Here is a 15,857-nt window from a genome sequence, read left to right as displayed (position 1 = left end):
TAAGAGCTCCGCCTTTTGGTCTAGTGCAACCGTAACTGATCCGTGACCAACGTCCAGGACATCCGCGCCGAACGGAAGATCGGCGAACGTGGGCGCGGCCTGCAACTCCGCAATCGTCGCTCGAAGTGACTCGCCTGTTGCACTTCCGAACGAGTCAACCTGACCGCGGAGACAGATTGTTCGTATCGCGATTCCCCCAAAACTCAGCTGCATAACGCGCTCTGCAATCGCTGGGTCATTGGGGGCCTCGGGGCAGGAACAGATTGACCACGTGCTGCAGCCTAGTGGGGCCTCAAACCCATCCTGGGGGATTGGCTACGCTGCCCGCGCCGTGTCGGCTGCGGTAGCCGCCGAGGAGCGCCCGGACCGCAGCGGAGCGAGGACCGGACGCACCGCAGGTGGCGGGGCCGGCCGTCAGGCCGGCCTTGAACGAGTAAAGAAAGTTCTCACAGCTCTGGGTTGCGGAGTCAACGGGCGCCTGGCGGTCGGCGGACGCGGGTTGCCTTGGCATCTTCGTTGCCCTTGATCTCGCGTGCGTCGAACCGACTGCGTCAGTCCTGAAACACGCTGAGTAGCGAGGGGTCTCGTTGCTTAGGTGTTCGCTCCATGAAGCTGCCTCAGGTCTTCGTCGGTATCGCGCACCCCGAAGTTCAAGGATCCGCGAGCAGCTCGATCGACGGTCTCTCGGCTGCGTCCGATCGCCCAGAACGCGTCCTCGGATAGCCAACGGTGCACAACGCCGAAGTCGATCTCGGACGGATCCGTTGTCACACGAGGAGACGTCGTGTGGTCGACGGTAGCGGTCAGCTTGCATCGAAATCATTGAAGGATCGCGGCGAGGCATCGCAATCCCTGTGACGAGCCGGCGGGCAAGCTCGGTGTCGACCTTGTGGCGGAAGAACGGTCGGAGGATGCCGCTGGGCTGACCCACCGGGCGTGCATCCGAGCGCTCGGCGGGCAAGCCGGAGATGCCCCAGCGCACGCTGGTCTAACGTCGATGCATGCGCAAGGTTCTCCTCGTCGCGGCGGCGGTCATTTTCGACGGTGATCGCGTGCTGGCGTGCCGGCGTAGCCCCGATAAGGCTGCAGGAGGGCAGTGGGAGTTTCCTGGCGGGAAGGTTGAGGCTGGTGAGGTTCCCGAGGAAGCGGTGCGCCGTGAGATCTGTGAGGAGCTCGCGACCGATATTCGGGTCGTCGGCGAGTTGACGACAGCTGACACAGAGGTCGGTGAGGTCACGATTCGACTGATCTGTCTCCGTGCTCAGCTTATGAGTGACCCGCCGCTATCCAGCACAGATCATGACCGTATGGTGTGGATTCCAGTCGAGGAACTCGGGAGCCTCGACTGGGCGATGCCTGACCTGCCTGCAGTCGAGATGCTCATGTCTGAGAGGGCTTAGGGTCCAGGATCCGAAACCCATCGCTCGTTCGCGTGGCCAGCGTTATGCCGAGCTCGTGCATGAGTTCTTGCAGGTCTAGCTCGGGAGTGCCCGGAAGCAAGATGACCGGAGCCGCCAGCAAGCCCGCCTTCGCCGCGATGTGTACATAGTCGAGTACCTGACCGATGGCAGTCCTCACGTGTCCGCGGGCTGTTGAGCGTTTGGCCTCGACGATCCAGTTTCGCTCGGGCACGAACATATCCGGCTCGATCAGTGTACTTCCCGCCCGTAGCGGTAAGCGCTTGGGGGTTGCACCCTGCGAGCCGAGCCATACGCCGAAGTCAGCTTGGAGTTCGAACTCGACCCGTGAAACGGTTCGCTCATCCTGCACGTGCTTAGTCTCAGGCACGACGACATCGCTAAATTCGGGAGGCGTCCAGATCCGCGGGGTAGCGGCATAGTTTGTCAGATCGCCCGTGGGCCCGAGCTGTCCGCCATATGCGGGCAGGAGCTCAATCAATGCATCGAGCGGGAGCAGGTTGAAGATGATGCCGTCGCGCGGATCTCCATCCGCGTCAGGAATCGTCTCGATCGTGAAGGCCGGATCGCCGGTCGTGAAAGCGCCGACGTAAGTCGCGAGGATACCCTTTGTGCGAAGAAGCCGGATGATCTTGCCATCCTTCGCGGCGTCGCGGACTGCCTTGTTTCCGCGGACGAAGACCTGAGGTCCGTACTGCCCTTCCCCGGTGTAGGAGTATGAACCGTCCTCCCGGAGCCCCTCGAACTGGTTATAGCCGAACTTGGCGCCGGCATCCGGGTCCGTGAAGATCAGGATCTCCGGGATACTCCTTGGTGTCGAGATTCCGCCCTGCTGCTGACCGCCGTAGGTCTCATGGATGGAGCGTCGACGGACAACGTCCCCAGGCTCAAGCAGCCATGCCTCCAGGGGATCCGCGGCGGTCTTGTCGAAGTGGGTGCGCACGCGCTCGGCCTGGTTCTCATCAAGCTGCCACCGTGGCTGATCGTCCGGCAAGGTGCCGTATAGCTGCCGGAGGACGTCACGTATTCGCTTCTGGGGCACCCGCAGTTCGAGCGACAGCTGGGCCGGCGTCAGCGAAGGCATGCACGTACGTTATCGGCCGGGCGCACCGTTCGAACGATGGGCAGAAGCGGCCTAGCGCCCTCTGCTTCGAGCCTTGACCGGCCCCAGGCCGGCCCGAACGCCTCTGATGAGCCCGGGGTTGTCCTGCTTTGGCTGTACGTCGACCGGCTCCGGGACGCGGGTTTCCGACCTCTCTGCGGGCGCGATCGGTGGGGCCGAAACCCCGCCACATCAGGGAAAAGCAAAACCCCCGCCATGTAGAAGCTAGGCGAGGGTTTCTGGGATGACGTAATGATCATCCGTGTGGCTCCGACGGGCGTCGATCCCGTGACCTCACGATTTTCAGTCGTGCGCTCTACCAACTGAGCTACAGAGCCGCATGGCGTCAAAGATGCCACGTCCTAAACGAAAGGCCCTCTGGAAACCAAAGGGCCCGTCGCTTGAGAGCGACCCTGACGGGACTTGAACCCGCGACCTCCGCCGTGACAGGGCGGCACGCTAACCAACTGCGCTACAGGGCCATGCTTATTAAATTGTGGGAGTGACCCCAACGGGATTCGAACCCGTGCTACCGCCGTGAAAGGGCGGCGTCCTAGGCCGCTAAACGATGGGGCCGAGCGAACCCAGACCCGGGAGTCTCCGTTCACGCTTACCGAGGGTCAAGCATATGCGATCCGCCGCGGATGTGCGAATCGAGCGCGTGGCGTCCGCCGGCCGGGCGTGTCTCGGGGTCACAATGGCCGGGTTCGCTCGCTCCGGAGTGCCGATGACGGCGCTACCGGTGTTGTGACGTGTGTTGCTACTGTGAACGAAGTTGCCCACGCGATATGGAGGATCACCCGCGTGCGATACGAGAGCCTCGAATCTCCCGAAGACTGCGGTTGCGCCCCGACGCCCGCAGAGAGCCGGAAGCTCTCACAGTTGATCTCGCGCCGAGGTGCGCTCGGACTCGGCGCCGTCGGCTTCGTCGCTGCGACGGCGTTCCTGGCCCCCGGCATCCCGTCGGCCTTCGGTATCGAGGGCTACCCGTCGTGGGACGACGTGCAGCGCGCCTTGGCCAACGAGTCGGCCAAGGCCGGCGAGATCTCGCGCATCGAGAAGCTCATCGCCGATCTGACGGCCGATGTCGCGTACAAGCAGGCCGAGGCCGAACGCCTGGCCGCCGTCTACGCCAAGGCGCAGGCCGACTTCGAGGATGCCGCCTACCGCGCCGACGCCCTGCAGGCCGAGGCCGATGCGCAGTCGGCCGTTGCGCTCGAATCCGCGCGCCGGGCCGGCAAGCTCGCCGCGCAGCTGTACCGCAACGGCGGCGACGACACGAGCCTGAAGCTGTTCTTCTCGGACTCCGCTGCCAGCGCCGACGACCTGCTCGCCCGCCTCGGCACGATGGACAAGCTGCTGCAGGCGAACCGCGGCGTGTACACGGATGCCGTGACCGCCCGCGAGACCGCGCAGAGCCTCAGCGACCAGGCCGGCGTCGCCCGCGACGAGCGCGACCGCCTGCAGAAAGAAGCCGAGCAGACGCTCATCGCAGCCCAGGAGGCCGCCGTCGTCGCGCAAGCGGCCCTCGAGGAGCAGACCGCGAACATGGCGACGCTGCAGGCACAGCTGGCCGCGCTCAAGGACCAGACCGCGACGACGGTCGCCGGCTACCAGGCCGGTGTCGAGGAAGAGCGCCGTCGCGAGGAGGAGCGCAAGCGCCGCGAGCGCGAGGAGGCCGCCCGACGCGCCGCCGAAGAAGAGCGCCGCCGACAGGAAGCGGCCGCCGCAGCGGCTGCAGCTGCAGCCGCCAACAACAACAACAACGGCGGCGGTGGTGGCGGTGGCGGTGGCGGCGGCGGTACTCCGGCCGGCAGCAGCGGCGGCGGTGCCGGACAGGTGCAGCCGTCGGGCTGGGTGCGCCCCGGCCCCGGCTACATCAGCTCGTGGTTCGGCAACCGCGGCACGATCTGCTCGAACGGATACTGCACGTCGGGTCACCGCGGCATCGACTTCGCCGGCGGATGCAGCGCCCCCATCTACGCGGCCGCCAGCGGCACCGTCGTGCACGCGGCGTACACCGCCGACTGGGGCAACTACGTCAAGGTCGACCACGGCGGTGGCATCATCTCGGGCTACGCGCACATCCAGAACGGCGGCTACAACGTCCGCTACGGCCAGCGCGTGTCGGCCGGACAGGTCATCGCGTACGCGGGCAACACCGGCGTCTCGCAGGGCTGCCACCTGCACTTCGAGATCTACCAGAACGGCGTGCGCATCGACCCTGCGCCGTTCCTGCGCAACCGCGGCATCTCGATCTGACCCACGCGTCACCGGCGCAGACACGCGAAGAGGGGCGGATGCCGCAGCATCCGCCCCTCTGTCGTCTGTCCAGGCTCAGAGCGAGTTGGGCGCTTCGCCCTCACCCTGCGTCTTGGTCTGGCCCTCGTGCTCCTCGAAGCGCTCGAACGCCTCGGACACCAGGCGCTCGGCCTCGGCGGCGCCGGCCCACTCGTCGACCTTGACCCACTTGTTGGGCTCGAGGTCCTTGTAGTGCTCGAAGAAGTGGCCGATCTCGTTCTTGGTCCACTCGTCGATGTCGCCGACGTCCTGGATGTGCGCCCAGCGCGGGTCCTTCGCGAGCACGGCGACGACCTTGTCGTCACCGCCGGCCTCGTCGCTCATCTTGAGCACGGCGACGGGGCGGACCTTCGCGAGCACGCCGGGGTAGATGTCGCGGTCGAGCAGCACGAGCACGTCGAGCGGGTCGCCGTCTTCGCCGAGGGTGTTCTCGAAGAAGCCGTAGTTGCTGGGGTATCCCATGGGGGTGAACAGCACGCGGTCGAGGAAGACCCGGCCGGTGCCGTGGTCGACTTCGTACTTCACGCGGCTGCCGCGGGGGATCTCGATGACGGCGTCGTACGCGCCCATACCTGTGCTCCTTCGGTGAGACGGCGGAATGCCGCCCCCAGCCTACTGGCGGCGGGCCGGCCGGCCTCATCGCACCAACTCCTCAGCCGCGGGCCCGTCGGCTCGCCGAGAAGCCGGTTCCGACCCGTCGTAGCCGGAAAGTGGGGAGTTCGGGCGAGGTCGCCGGCACCGACCCGGACGGATACCGTGGGGGCGTGCCGTCGCTGAACCCCGCCATCGCCGAGATCCGCCGCGCCGTGCGCGACTCGCTGTCGGGCCTGCCGGAGGGCGCCGTGGTGGTCGTCGCGCTCTCGGGCGGCGCCGACTCGCTCGCCCTCGCAGCGGCGACGGCCTTCGAGGCTCCCAAGCTGGGGCTCCGGGCGGCCTCGGTCACCGTCGACCACGGGCTGCAGGCGGGCTCCGACGAGGTCGCGCTCGCCGCTGCCCGCGCCGCGGCGGGCCTGGGCCTCGATCCCCTCGTCGTCCGCGTCGACGTCGGCGGGGAGGGCGGACCCGAGGCGGCCGCCCGGGACGCCCGGTACGGCGCGCTCCGCGACGCCGCCCGCGACATCGGCGCCGCCGCCGCGCTGCTCGGTCACACGCTCGACGATCAGGCCGAGACGGTGCTGCTCGGCCTCGCGCGCGGCGCCGGGGCGACGAGCCTGGCGGGGATGGCGGCCGACCGCGTCGAGGAGGCCTCGGGCGTGCGGTGGCTGCGGCCGCTGCTGTCCGTCCGCCGCGAGACCACCGCCGCCGCGTGCGCCGCGGCGGGCCTCGACCCCTGGCACGACCCCCACAACGACGACGGGCGGTTCTCCCGGGTCCGCGTGCGCGATCGGGTGCTGCCGGTGCTCGAGCGCGAGCTCGGACCGGGCATCGCCGCGGCGCTGGCGCGCACGGCCGAGCAGCTGCGCGAGGACGCCGAGGCCTTCGACGAGATCATCGCCGAGACGATCGAGGACATCGTCGAGCACGCTGAGGCCGGCATCGCGATCTCTGCCGCCGCCCTCGCCGCCAACCCGCCCGCGCTTCGGCACCGCATCATCCGCCACGTCGTGCGCAGCGAGTTCCATCAGAGCCTCACCCGGGTGCAGACCCTCGAGGTCTCACGCCTGGCCACCGACTATTCCGGTCAGGGGCCGATCGGCCTCCCCGGATGCCGCGCGCGTCGCGTCGGCGGGCTCGTGGAGTTCTCGGCGGGTGCGGGCGACGCCTAAACTCGTCGCATGCGTGCCGCCGAGATCGCCGACCAGCTCACCGACGTCCTCGTCACGGAGGAGGAGATCCAGGCCAAGCTCGTCGAGCTCGCCGCTCGGGTCGAGGCCGATTACGAGGGCAAGGACCTCATTCTCGTCGGCGTGCTCAAGGGGGCGGTCATGGTCATGGCCGACTTCGCCCGCGCTCTCAAGCGCGACATCACGATGGACTGGATGGCGGTGTCGTCGTACGGGGCCAGCACGAAGTCGAGCGGTGTGGTGCAGATCCGCAAGGACCTCGATGCCGACCTCCACGGCAAGCACGTCCTCATCGTCGAGGACATCATCGACTCGGGACTGACCCTGAGCTGGCTGCTCGAGAACTTCCAGTCCCGCGGCGCGGAGTCGCTCGAGGTGCTCGCGCTGCTGCGCAAGCCCGAGGCTGCGAAGGTCGAGATCGACTGCCGGTACGTGGGCTTCGACATCCCGAACGACTTCGTCGTGGGCTACGGCCTCGACTACGCCGAGAAGTACCGCAACCTCCGCGACGTCGCGGTGCTCGCCCCCCACGTCTACAGCTGAGCGCTCCGGCGGCGCGCTTCCTCGTCCGGTACGCCCAGGACGAACGCACAGAACTCGCATAGTCCGCGCGGGGTAGCCTGATCGCACCATGGACGTCAAGAAAGTCACGCGCAACCCGCTGATGTACGTGTTGCTCATCGGCGCGCTGCTGCTGATCGGCTTCATGCTGATCTCCAGCCTCACCGGCGCGAAGCAGATCACGACCCAGCAGGGCTTCGAGCTCCTCCGCGGCGACACGGTCACCGAGGTGCAGACCACCGACGGCGACCAGCGCGTCGACCTGACGCTCTCGCAGGCGTACGAGGGCTCGACGCAGGTGCAGTTCTACTACACGTCCGCCCGCGCCGACGAGGTGGTGTCGGCCATCGACGCCGCGAACCCGTCCGACGGGTTCAACGACGTGGTGCCGCGTGCGACCTGGTTCGACGGCTTCCTCTCGCTCATGCTGCCCCTCGTGCTGCTGGGCCTGCTGTTCTGGTTCCTCATGTCGAGCGCGCAGGGCGGCGGCAGCCGCGTGATGCAGTTCGGCAAGTCGAAGGCCAAGCTCGTCACCAAGGAGACGCCCACGGTCACCTTCACCGACGTCGCCGGCTCCGACGAGGCGATCGAGGAGATGCAGGAGATCAAGGACTTCCTGAAGGACCCGACGCGCTTCCAGGCCGTCGGCGCCCGCATCCCGAAGGGCGTGCTCCTGTACGGCCCTCCCGGAACCGGAAAGACCCTCCTCGCCCGCGCTGTCGCCGGCGAGGCCGGCGTGCCCTTCTACTCGATCTCGGGATCGGACTTCGTCGAGATGTTCGTCGGCGTCGGCGCGAGCCGCGTGCGCGACCTCTTCAAGGAGGCGAAGGAGAACTCTCCCGCCATCATCTTCATCGACGAGATCGACGCCGTCGGCCGCCACCGCGGCGCCGGCATGGGCGGCGGGCACGATGAGCGCGAGCAGACTCTGAACCAGATGCTCGTCGAGATGGACGGCTTCGACCCCAAGGTCTCGGTGCTCGTCATCGCAGCCACCAACCGTCCCGACATCCTCGACCCCGCCCTTCTGCGCCCCGGCCGCTTCGACCGCCAGATCGGCGTCGATGCCCCCGACCTGAAGGGTCGCCAGAAGATCCTCGAGGTGCACGGTCGCGGCAAGCCGCTCTCGCCGTCGGTCGATCTCGCCGTCATCGCGCGCAAGACGCCCGGCTTCACCGGTGCCGACCTGGCCAACGTCCTCAACGAGGCGGCCCTCCTCACCGCACGCTCCAACGCGCAGCTGATCGACATGCGTGCGCTCGACGAGGCCATCGACCGCGTCATCGCCGGCCCGCAGCGTCGTACCCGCGTGATGAAGGACAAGGAGAAGCTGATCACGGCCTACCACGAGGGCGGCCACGCCCTCGCCGCGGCGGCGATGAACCACTCCGACCCCGTCACGAAGGTCACGATCCTGCCGCGCGGCAAGGCGCTCGGCTACACGATGGTGCTGCCGCTCGAAGACAAGTACTCCGTCACCCGCAACGAGCTGCAGGACCAGCTCGCCTACGCGATGGGCGGACGCGTGGCCGAGGAGGTCGTCTTCCACGACCCCACCACCGGTGCCTCCAACGACATCGAGAAGGCCACCGGCATCGCCCGCAAGATGGTCACCGAGTACGGCATGACCACCGAGGTCGGACCCGTCAAGCTCGGGTCGTCCTCGGGTGAGGTGTTCATGGGGCGCGACATGGGTCACGGCCGTGACTTCTCGGAGCGCATCGCCGAGCGGGTGGACGACGAGGTGCGGCTGCTCATCGAGCAGGCGCACAACGAGGCCTACGCGGTGATCAACGCGAACCGCGACATCCTCGACAAGCTCGCGCTGGCCCTGCTCGAGGAAGAGACCCTCGACCACCTGCAGCTCGCCGAGATCTTCCGCGACATCAAGAAGCTCCCGCCGCGCCCGCAGTGGCTCTCGAGCCAGGACCGCCCGGTGTCGAGCCTGCCCCCGATCGACGTGCCCAAGCGTCGCGAAGAGGCCGGGCTGGCGGCATCCACGGTCGCCGAGACGGAGGCCGAGACCGCCGCGGAGCGCGCGCCGCAGCGCCGTCCGTCCGGGCAGGCCCGCCCAGCGACCGCGTAGGCTCGGGGCGTGGCCGTCGATCGCGAACGCGTCGCCGCCCTCGTGCGCGACCTGCTCGAGGCGATCGGGGAGGATCCCGATCGTCCCGGGCTCAAGCAGACCCCGCAGCGGGTCGCCGACGCCTACACCGAGTTCTTCTCGGGTGTGGGCGCCGACCCTGCCGAGCCCCTCGCGCACATCATCTCGATCGCGCGCGGACCCGCCCCCGACACGCTGCCGTCGGGGGCCGTGATGCTGCGCGGCATCCGCTTCCGTTCGTTCTGCGAGCACCACCTGCTGCCGTTCGCCGGGCACGCGCACATCGCCTACCTCCCCGGCGAGCAGGTCGTGGGCCTCGGGGCCCTGCCCCGGGTGGTCGACATCCTCGCCGCGCGTCCGCAGGTGCAGGAGCGGCTCGGCGAGCAGATCGCCGACACGATCGCCGCGGCTCTCGACGCCCGCGGCGTCCTGGTGGTGCTCGATGCCGCCCACGACTGCGTGACGATGCGCGGCGGCCGTCAGACCGACGCGACGACCGTCACCGTCGCCGCCCGCGGCGCCTTCACCGATCCGGCCGCGCGGGCCGAGCTCGTGTCGCTCATCTCGGGCGGTGCGTCGTGACGGTCATCATGGGCATCCTCAACACCACGCCGGACTCGTTCAGCGACGGCGGCCGCTACCTCGATGCGGATGCCGCGGTGGCCCACGCCGCCGCGCTGCGGGCCGCGGGCGCCGGCATCATCGACGTCGGCGGCGAATCGACCCGCCCGGGTGCCGAGCGCGTCGCGCCCGAGGTCGAGCGCGAGCGTGTGCTGCCGGTGATCGAGGCGCTCGCCGCCCGGGGCGTCGTCGTGAGCATCGACACGATGAACGCCGCGACCGCCGCGGCCGGTGTCGCCGCCGGCGCCCGCATCGTCAACGACGTGTCGGGCGGTCTGGCCGACCCCGACATGTTCGCCGCGGTCGCAGCGACCGACGCCGACATCGTCATCGGACACTGGCGCGGTCACTCGGCCGACATGTACGCGGCGGCACGGTACGACGACCTCGTCGCCGAGGTCGTCACGGAGCTCCAGGACCGCGTGGGCGCCGCCGCCACGGCGGGCATCGCCCCGTCGCGCATCGTGCTCGACCCCGGTGTCGGCTTCGGCAAGCGCGGCGATCAGAACTGGACGGTGCTGCGCGACCTCGACCGCATCGTGGGACTCGGCAAGCGCGTGCTCGTCGGCACCAGCCGCAAGGGCTTCCTGCGCGACGCCCTCGGCGACGAGCCCGGCCTGCACCGACGGGATGCCGCGACGGCCGTCACCAGCGTGCTGGCCGCGGACGCGGGGGCGTGGGGCGTGCGCGTGCACGACGTCGCCGCGACCCGCGACGCACTCGCCGTGCGGCGACTGTGGCGGGACGGTGGCGCATGAGCGATCGGATCACCCTCACCGGCATCCGCGCCGTCGGTCACCACGGCGTCTACGAGCACGAGCGCCGCGACGGGCAGGAGTTCGTCGCCGACGTCGAGCTCGAGCTGTCGCTGGCCGACGCCGCCGCGAGCGACGACGTCGCCGACACCGTGCACTACGGCGAGCTCGCGGAGCGGGTCGTCGCGATCCTCGCGGGAGAGCCGGCAGGCCTGCTCGAGACGGTGGCCGATCGCATCGTGCGCGCGGCGCTCGCGTTCGAGCGGGTGGATGCCGCATCCGTCACGGTGCACAAGCCCCAGGCGCCCATCGCGGTGCCGTTCGGCGACGTGAGCGTGACCCTCACCCGACGACGGGAGCCCCGATGAGCCGCCGCCTCGCCCAGGACGCACCGCAGCCGCGCCCGGCATCCGCGAAGCCCGCGCAGCGCGCCGTCGTGGCGCTCGGCGCGAACCTCGGCGACCGGGCCGCGACCCTCGCGGGCGCCCTCGCCGACCTCGACCGGCTGCCGCTGTCGCGCGTCGTGCGCGCAGCCGAACCGATCGAGACGGTCGCCCTCACCCTGACCGGACCGGATGCCGCCGCGCCGGCGTACCTCAACACCGTCGCCCTCGTCGACACCCGGCTGGCACCGAGCGTGCTGCTGGGCTATCTGCACGCGATCGAGGAGCGGCACGGCCGTGCGCCGCGGTCGGCCGCTCAGCCGCGCTGGCAGGACCGCACCCTCGACCTCGATCTGATCGTGCACGGGGACGTCGTCTGCGACACCCCCGCGCTCACGCTGCCGCATCCCCGCGCCTTCGAGCGCGACTTCGTGCTCGCCCCGTGGCTCGCCGTCGACCCCGACGCGGAGCTCCCGGGACACGGCCGTGTCGACGCGCTCGCCGCGGCACGGCGCGGCATCCGATCGACGGGAGAGGCGCCGTGAGACGCACCTCTCCTACGGCCCTCGTCATCGCCGTCGTGATCGGCCTGGCCGTCGGCTTCGTCATCGACCAGGCGCTCACCGCGTCGGGGCGGCCGACCTTCACGCCGTCGATCATGCTGCCGATCCTGTTCGTGCTCCTCGGAGTCGCCCTCATCGTGCTCGCGCTGCCGATCCGACGGGCCACGCGCGGCATGGCGCCGCCGGTCGATCCCTTCCGCGCGGTCCGGGTGGCAATGCTCGCGAAGGCATCGAGCATCGTGGGCGCGCTCGTCGGCGGTATCGGCGGCGGTCTGCTGGTCTTCCTCCTCACGCGTCCGGTGCCCCCCTCAGTAGGCTCGTCAGGAGCGGTCACCGCGACGATCGCCGGAGCGGTCGTGCTCATCGCGGCGGGCGTGATCGCAGAGCAGCTCTGCACCATTCGGAAGGACGACGATGACGACCAGCCCGGACCACCCGAGCCCGACGCCACTCCCTCCCACCACTGAGGCCGCGGCCCCGGGGGCGATCGAGCAGACGCTCGACGCGGGGACGTACGACCGGATCGTCGAGCCCCGCAGCGCCGGCCGCCTCGCCCTCGAGCAGGGGGTGTGGCACCAGATCTCGCGCAAGTACCTCGTCGTGCAGCTCATCGGCAACGCGATCTGGCTGGCGGTCATCGTGGCCGTGGCGCTCGTGCTCGTCTTCGCGCTCGACCAGACCTGGGCGATCTGGCCGGGTCTCGCGCTGTCGGCGGCGACGATCGCGGGCATGGCGATCCTCCCGCGGCAGGTCCGCTCCATCGGGTACCAGCTGCGCGAGGACGACCTCGTGTTCCGGCGCGGCATCCTCTGGCAGCGCATGGTGGCGGTGCCGTACGGCCGCATGCAGCTCGTCGACATCACCCACGGCCCGCTCGACCGGGGCTTCGGCATCGCGCAGCTGAAGTTCGTCACCGCCGCCGCCGCGACCGGTGTCGTGATCCCGGGACTCACCCAGCAGGCGGCGGATGCGCTGCGCGACCACCTCATGTCGGTCGCCGAGTCGCGGCGGACCGGACTGTGACCGACCCGAACGCCGCCCCGCCGCCCGTCGGCGGAACCCCGGATGCCGATGCCGTCGGCGGCGCGGACGGGATCGCGGCCGCTGCGCCGGTCGGCGAAGCCACGTCGGCGCCGCCCGCCGAGCTGGTGCGCTCACCCCTGAGCGACGGGGAGTGGCACCGGCTGCACCCGCTGACCCCGCTGCTGCGCGGCGGACTTGCGCTGCTCGTGGTGCTCGGCATCGTTGTGGCGAACATGCGCGACCGGCTCATCTCGATCTTCGTGCCGGCGCTCGCGCCCGACGCGCCCATCGAGGAGTGGGAGGAGTACGAGGCCGCGGGCGATCCGATCGGCTGGGTGCTGGCCAACAACCTCATCCTCATCGCCCTGCTGGTCACCCTCGGCGTGCTGGCGCTCATCATCGGCGGCTTCTACCTGTCGTGGCGGTTCCACACCTTCCGCATCACCGACGACGACGTCGAAGTGCGCAGCGGCATCCTCTCTCGGACGCAGCGGCGCGCGCCGCTCGACCGGGTGCAGGGCGTCAACCTCACCCGGCCGGCGATCGCGCGGCTGCTGGGCGCGGCGAAGCTCGAGATCGTCGGTGCGGGCGCCGACGCGAACGTCAAGCTCGAATACCTCTCAACGGGCAACGCCGAGACCATCCGCGCCGACATCCTGAGGCTCGCCTCGGGACGGCGCCTCGCCGAGTCCCGCGCCGCGACCGGGGGAGGGGGAGGCCGTCCGGCCGTCACCGACACGGTCGCGCGCGGCATCAGCGGCCTCATCGACGGCGACGACTCCGACGCCGACGAGCCCGCCTCGGTGGTGCGCATCCCGGCGGGGCGCCTCATCGGGTCGCAGGCCGCGAGCTGGGGCACCGTCATGATCCTCGCCGGCGCGACGGCGCTGGCCATCGCGCTCTCGCAGGGCGTCTTCTGGGTGCTCTTCGCCTACTTCCCGGCTCTTCTGGGCCTCGGCGCGTACTGGATCCGGACGATCGTGCGGTCGCTCCGCTACTCCATCGCACCGACGCGCGACGGGGTGCGGGTCACGTTCGGCCTGTTCACCACGGTGTCGGAGATCCTGCCCCCCGGCCGGATCCACGCCGTGGAGGTGTCGCAGTCGATCTTCTGGCGCGGCTTCGGCTGGTGGACGGTTCGCATCAACCGCATGACCGGTCGCAGCGCCGCCGACACCACGACCGACCAGTTCACGACGGTGCTGCCGGTCGGCACGCTCGCCGACGTCGAGCGCGTCCTCGGACTCATCCTCCCGGCGGTCAGCGAGGCCGAGCGCGCCGCCATCATGAGCGAGGGCATCCGCGGGAGCGGGAGCGGGAGCGGCGGTTACGTCACGACGCCGGGGCGCGCCCGGATCCTCCGACCGCTGTCGTGGCGCCGGAACGGTCTGGCCGTCGACGGCGACCTGCTGCTGCTGCGCCGCGGCATCGTGTGGCGCCGGCTCGCCGTGCTCCCGCTGGCGAGGATGCAGTCGATGGCCCTGCAGCAGGGGCCGATCGATCGGGCGCTGCGCGTGGCCACCCTGCGTGCCCACACCGTCACCGGCCCCGTGATCGCCTCGGTGACCGGAATCGACCGGGACGATGCGATCGCCTCGTTCGAGCGCGTCGCCGCGGTCGCCGTCTCGGCCGCCGCTTCCGACCGGTCGCACCGGTGGGCCGAGGAGTCCGCGTCGCCGGAGTCCGTCCCGCCGCCACCGGCCCGCGCCACCGCTCTTCCGCCCGGTGCGGTCCCGCCGCCGCCCTACGTCCCGCCGACGCCGACGCCACCCGCGCCCGCCGCCGATCCGGCGCCTGCTCCCCGCCCGGCGGAGGGCGCGACCGACGGCTCGGGGCCGGACCGATGACGCCGGGATCGCGCCTCGGGGTCGGGATCATCGGCGCCGGACGCGTCGGACCGGTCATCGGTGCGGCGCTCGCCGGGGCCGGCCACGCGGTGACCGGCATCACGGCGGGCTCGGACCGCGAGCGGGTCGACGCGGTGCTGCCGGGGGTGCCGGTCCTCGATGCCGACGAGATCGTGCGCCGCAGCGAGCTGGTCGTGCTCGCCGTGCCGCACGAGCAGCTCGCGCCCATCGTGGCCGGGCTCGCCGAGCTCGGGGCCTGGCAGGTGGGACAGCTCGTGCTCCACACCGACCCCGCGCACGGGCTCGGGGTCCTGGCGCCGGCCGCAGCTCGCGGGGCGATCCCCCTGGCTGTGCACCCCGCGATCGCGTTCACCGGGTCCACCCTCGACCTGCGCCAGCTCACGGGCGCCTATGCCGCGGTGACCGCGCCGGCGGCCGTGCTGCCGATCGCGCAGGCGCTCGCCGTCGAGCTGGGCTGCGAGCCCGTCGTCGTCGTCGACGCCGACCGCCCCGCGTACGGCGAGGCCATCGCGACCGCGACGCAGTTCGCGGCATCGATCGTGCAGCAGTCGGCCGACCTCCTCGGGCAGGCCGGTGTTCCGGCTCCGGGGCGGTTCCTCTCGACGCTCGTGCACTCCACCGTCGAACGAGCGCTCGCCGCGGCGGGGCGCGGTCCGGGTCCCGAGGACGAGCTGCTGTGAGCGACGTCGAGCTGGCCCGCATCCCCTCGGGCGAGCTGCCGGTCGCGGGCGCCGGTCGCGGGCCGAGGGTCGCATCCTTCGAGATCGGCGTCTACCCGGTGACGGAGGAGCAGGTGGGCGAGGTGCTCGGGGTCACCGCCTCGCACCCCCGGCGTCCGGCGGTGGCGGTGTCGTGGCTGAGGGCCGTGCGCTTCTGCAACGCGCTCTCGGAGTGGGAGGGGCTCGACTCCGCCTACGCGGTCGACGGCGACGAGGTGCGCTGGTACGACGACTCCGACGGCTTCCGGCTGCCGACCGAGCTGGAGTGGGAGTACGCCTGCCGCGCGGGTTCGGGCGCCTCGTACTACGGACCGCTCGCCGAGATCGCCTGGACGGCGTCGGACGGTGTCTCATCGCCGCAGCCCGTCGGCGGCCGGCATCCGAACCTCTTCGGGCTCTTCGACACGCTCGGCAACGTCTCGGAGTGGTGCTGGGACCTCTTCGCGCCCGCGACCGGGTCGCGCGACCGGGTGTTCCGCGGCGGCGGGTTCGCGGATGCTCCCGCGTCGGTGCGTGCCGGCACCCGTCGCGGCGCGCCGCCGAGCAGTACCCACGACGACATCGGCCTGCGCGTCGCACGCGGGCCGGTCGCCGGTTCGGGCCTAGCCCCGGCCTAGCGAGCCCGCGGCGGGGTGCACGTTCAGCGGACGCGCGG

General features: G+C 70.5%; 16 protein-coding genes and 3 tRNA genes. 14 read left to right on the top strand and 5 right to left on the bottom strand.

Annotated features, from left to right (window positions below; genetic code table 11):
- The first annotated feature begins 1,001 nt into the window (after positions 1 to 1,001).
- Positions 1,002 to 1,400 (top strand): (deoxy)nucleoside triphosphate pyrophosphohydrolase, encoded by a 399-nt coding sequence (locus HW566_RS07700; protein WP_178011780.1) that lies wholly within the window; start codon positions 1,002 to 1,004, stop codon positions 1,398 to 1,400.
- Here HW566_RS07700 and HW566_RS07695 read toward each other — a convergent pair.
- The 4 genes from HW566_RS07695 to HW566_RS07680 all read right to left on the bottom strand — a co-directional run bounded on the left by HW566_RS07695 (position 1,381) and on the right by HW566_RS07680 (position 3,096).
- A complete protein-coding gene (locus tag HW566_RS07695) occupies positions 1,381 to 2,502 on the bottom strand; it encodes a hypothetical protein (protein ID WP_178011778.1) in 1,122 nt (373 codons plus the stop codon). The genes HW566_RS07700 and HW566_RS07695 overlap by 20 nt on opposite strands.
- A 283-nt stretch (positions 2,503 to 2,785) precedes the next feature.
- Positions 2,786 to 2,858: transfer RNA gene (locus tag HW566_RS07690), tRNA-Phe, on the bottom strand.
- A gap of 70 nt (positions 2,859 to 2,928) precedes the next feature.
- Positions 2,929 to 3,002 (bottom strand) — tRNA-Asp (locus HW566_RS07685).
- Positions 3,003 to 3,023: 21 nt separating this feature from the next.
- Positions 3,024 to 3,096, bottom strand: a tRNA-Glu gene (locus HW566_RS07680).
- Positions 3,097 to 3,324: 228 nt separating this feature from the next.
- Here HW566_RS07680 and HW566_RS07675 point away from each other — a divergent pair.
- On the top strand, positions 3,325 to 4,782 hold the full coding sequence (locus HW566_RS07675; protein ID WP_178011776.1) for a M23 family metallopeptidase: 1,458 nt from the start codon (positions 3,325 to 3,327) through the stop codon (positions 4,780 to 4,782).
- A 75-nt stretch (positions 4,783 to 4,857) separates the two neighbouring features.
- Here the strand turns inward: HW566_RS07675 and HW566_RS07670 are convergent, their stop codons facing one another.
- Positions 4,858 to 5,391, bottom strand: coding sequence for an inorganic diphosphatase (locus tag HW566_RS07670; RefSeq protein WP_178011774.1), 534 nt, complete (start codon positions 5,389 to 5,391; stop codon positions 4,858 to 4,860).
- Positions 5,392 to 5,585: 194 nt separating this feature from the next.
- Between HW566_RS07670 and tilS the strand changes: the two genes are divergently transcribed.
- The 12 genes from tilS to HW566_RS07610 all read left to right on the top strand — a co-directional run bounded on the left by tilS (position 5,586) and on the right by HW566_RS07610 (position 15,819).
- On the top strand, positions 5,586 to 6,587 hold the full coding sequence (gene tilS, locus HW566_RS07665) for a tRNA lysidine(34) synthetase TilS (RefSeq protein WP_178011772.1): 1,002 nt from the start codon (positions 5,586 to 5,588) through the stop codon (positions 6,585 to 6,587).
- Between the two features lie 9 nt (positions 6,588 to 6,596).
- A complete protein-coding gene (gene hpt / locus HW566_RS07660) occupies positions 6,597 to 7,148 on the top strand; it encodes a hypoxanthine phosphoribosyltransferase (protein WP_178011770.1) in 552 nt (183 codons plus the stop codon).
- Positions 7,149 to 7,236: 88 nt separating this feature from the next.
- Positions 7,237 to 9,252 carry an ATP-dependent zinc metalloprotease FtsH gene (ftsH, locus tag HW566_RS07655; protein WP_178011768.1) on the top strand — a complete coding sequence of 672 codons (2,016 nt, stop codon included), beginning with the start codon at positions 7,237 to 7,239 and terminating at the stop codon, positions 9,250 to 9,252.
- A 9-nt stretch (positions 9,253 to 9,261) separates the two neighbouring features.
- Positions 9,262 to 9,852 carry a GTP cyclohydrolase I gene (gene folE, locus HW566_RS07650; RefSeq protein WP_178011766.1) on the top strand — a complete coding sequence of 197 codons (591 nt, stop codon included), beginning with the start codon at positions 9,262 to 9,264 and terminating at the stop codon, positions 9,850 to 9,852.
- Positions 9,849 to 10,649, top strand: coding sequence for a dihydropteroate synthase (gene folP / locus HW566_RS07645; protein ID WP_178011764.1), 801 nt, complete (start codon positions 9,849 to 9,851; stop codon positions 10,647 to 10,649). Before folE ends, folP begins: the two co-directional genes overlap by 4 nt.
- On the top strand, positions 10,646 to 11,014 hold the full coding sequence (gene folB / locus HW566_RS07640; protein ID WP_178011762.1) for a dihydroneopterin aldolase: 369 nt from the start codon (positions 10,646 to 10,648) through the stop codon (positions 11,012 to 11,014). The genes folP and folB overlap by 4 nt, the downstream gene beginning before the upstream one ends.
- Positions 11,011 to 11,574 (top strand): 2-amino-4-hydroxy-6-hydroxymethyldihydropteridine diphosphokinase, encoded by a 564-nt coding sequence (gene folK / locus HW566_RS07635; protein WP_178011761.1) that lies wholly within the window; start codon positions 11,011 to 11,013, stop codon positions 11,572 to 11,574. The genes folB and folK overlap by 4 nt, the downstream gene beginning before the upstream one ends.
- Complete coding sequence (locus tag HW566_RS07630; protein WP_178011759.1) at positions 11,571 to 12,059, top strand: DUF3180 domain-containing protein; 489 nt, start codon at positions 11,571 to 11,573, stop codon at positions 12,057 to 12,059. Before folK ends, HW566_RS07630 begins: the two co-directional genes overlap by 4 nt.
- Positions 12,007 to 12,615, top strand: coding sequence for a PH domain-containing protein (locus tag HW566_RS07625; RefSeq protein ID WP_178011757.1), 609 nt, complete (start codon positions 12,007 to 12,009; stop codon positions 12,613 to 12,615). The genes HW566_RS07630 and HW566_RS07625 overlap by 53 nt, the downstream gene beginning before the upstream one ends.
- Positions 12,612 to 14,462 carry a PH domain-containing protein gene (locus HW566_RS07620; protein WP_306171787.1) on the top strand — a complete coding sequence of 617 codons (1,851 nt, stop codon included), beginning with the start codon at positions 12,612 to 12,614 and terminating at the stop codon, positions 14,460 to 14,462. Before HW566_RS07625 ends, HW566_RS07620 begins: the two co-directional genes overlap by 4 nt.
- Positions 14,459 to 15,163 (top strand): DUF2520 domain-containing protein, encoded by a 705-nt coding sequence (locus tag HW566_RS07615; protein WP_178011755.1) that lies wholly within the window; start codon positions 14,459 to 14,461, stop codon positions 15,161 to 15,163. The genes HW566_RS07620 and HW566_RS07615 overlap by 4 nt, the downstream gene beginning before the upstream one ends.
- Entirely contained in the window at positions 15,160 to 15,819 is a 660-nt protein-coding gene (locus HW566_RS07610) for a formylglycine-generating enzyme family protein (protein ID WP_178011753.1), read from the top strand. The genes HW566_RS07615 and HW566_RS07610 overlap by 4 nt, the downstream gene beginning before the upstream one ends.
- Positions 15,820 to 15,857 lie beyond the last annotated feature (38 nt).

Origin of the sequence: Microbacterium oleivorans, assembly GCF_013389665.1 — a bacterium.
Taxonomy (GTDB): Bacteria; Actinomycetota; Actinomycetes; order Actinomycetales; family Microbacteriaceae; genus Microbacterium; species Microbacterium oleivorans_C.
Note: the sequence above shows the minus strand (reverse complement) of the source record. Positions and strands in the feature narration are given on the sequence as shown.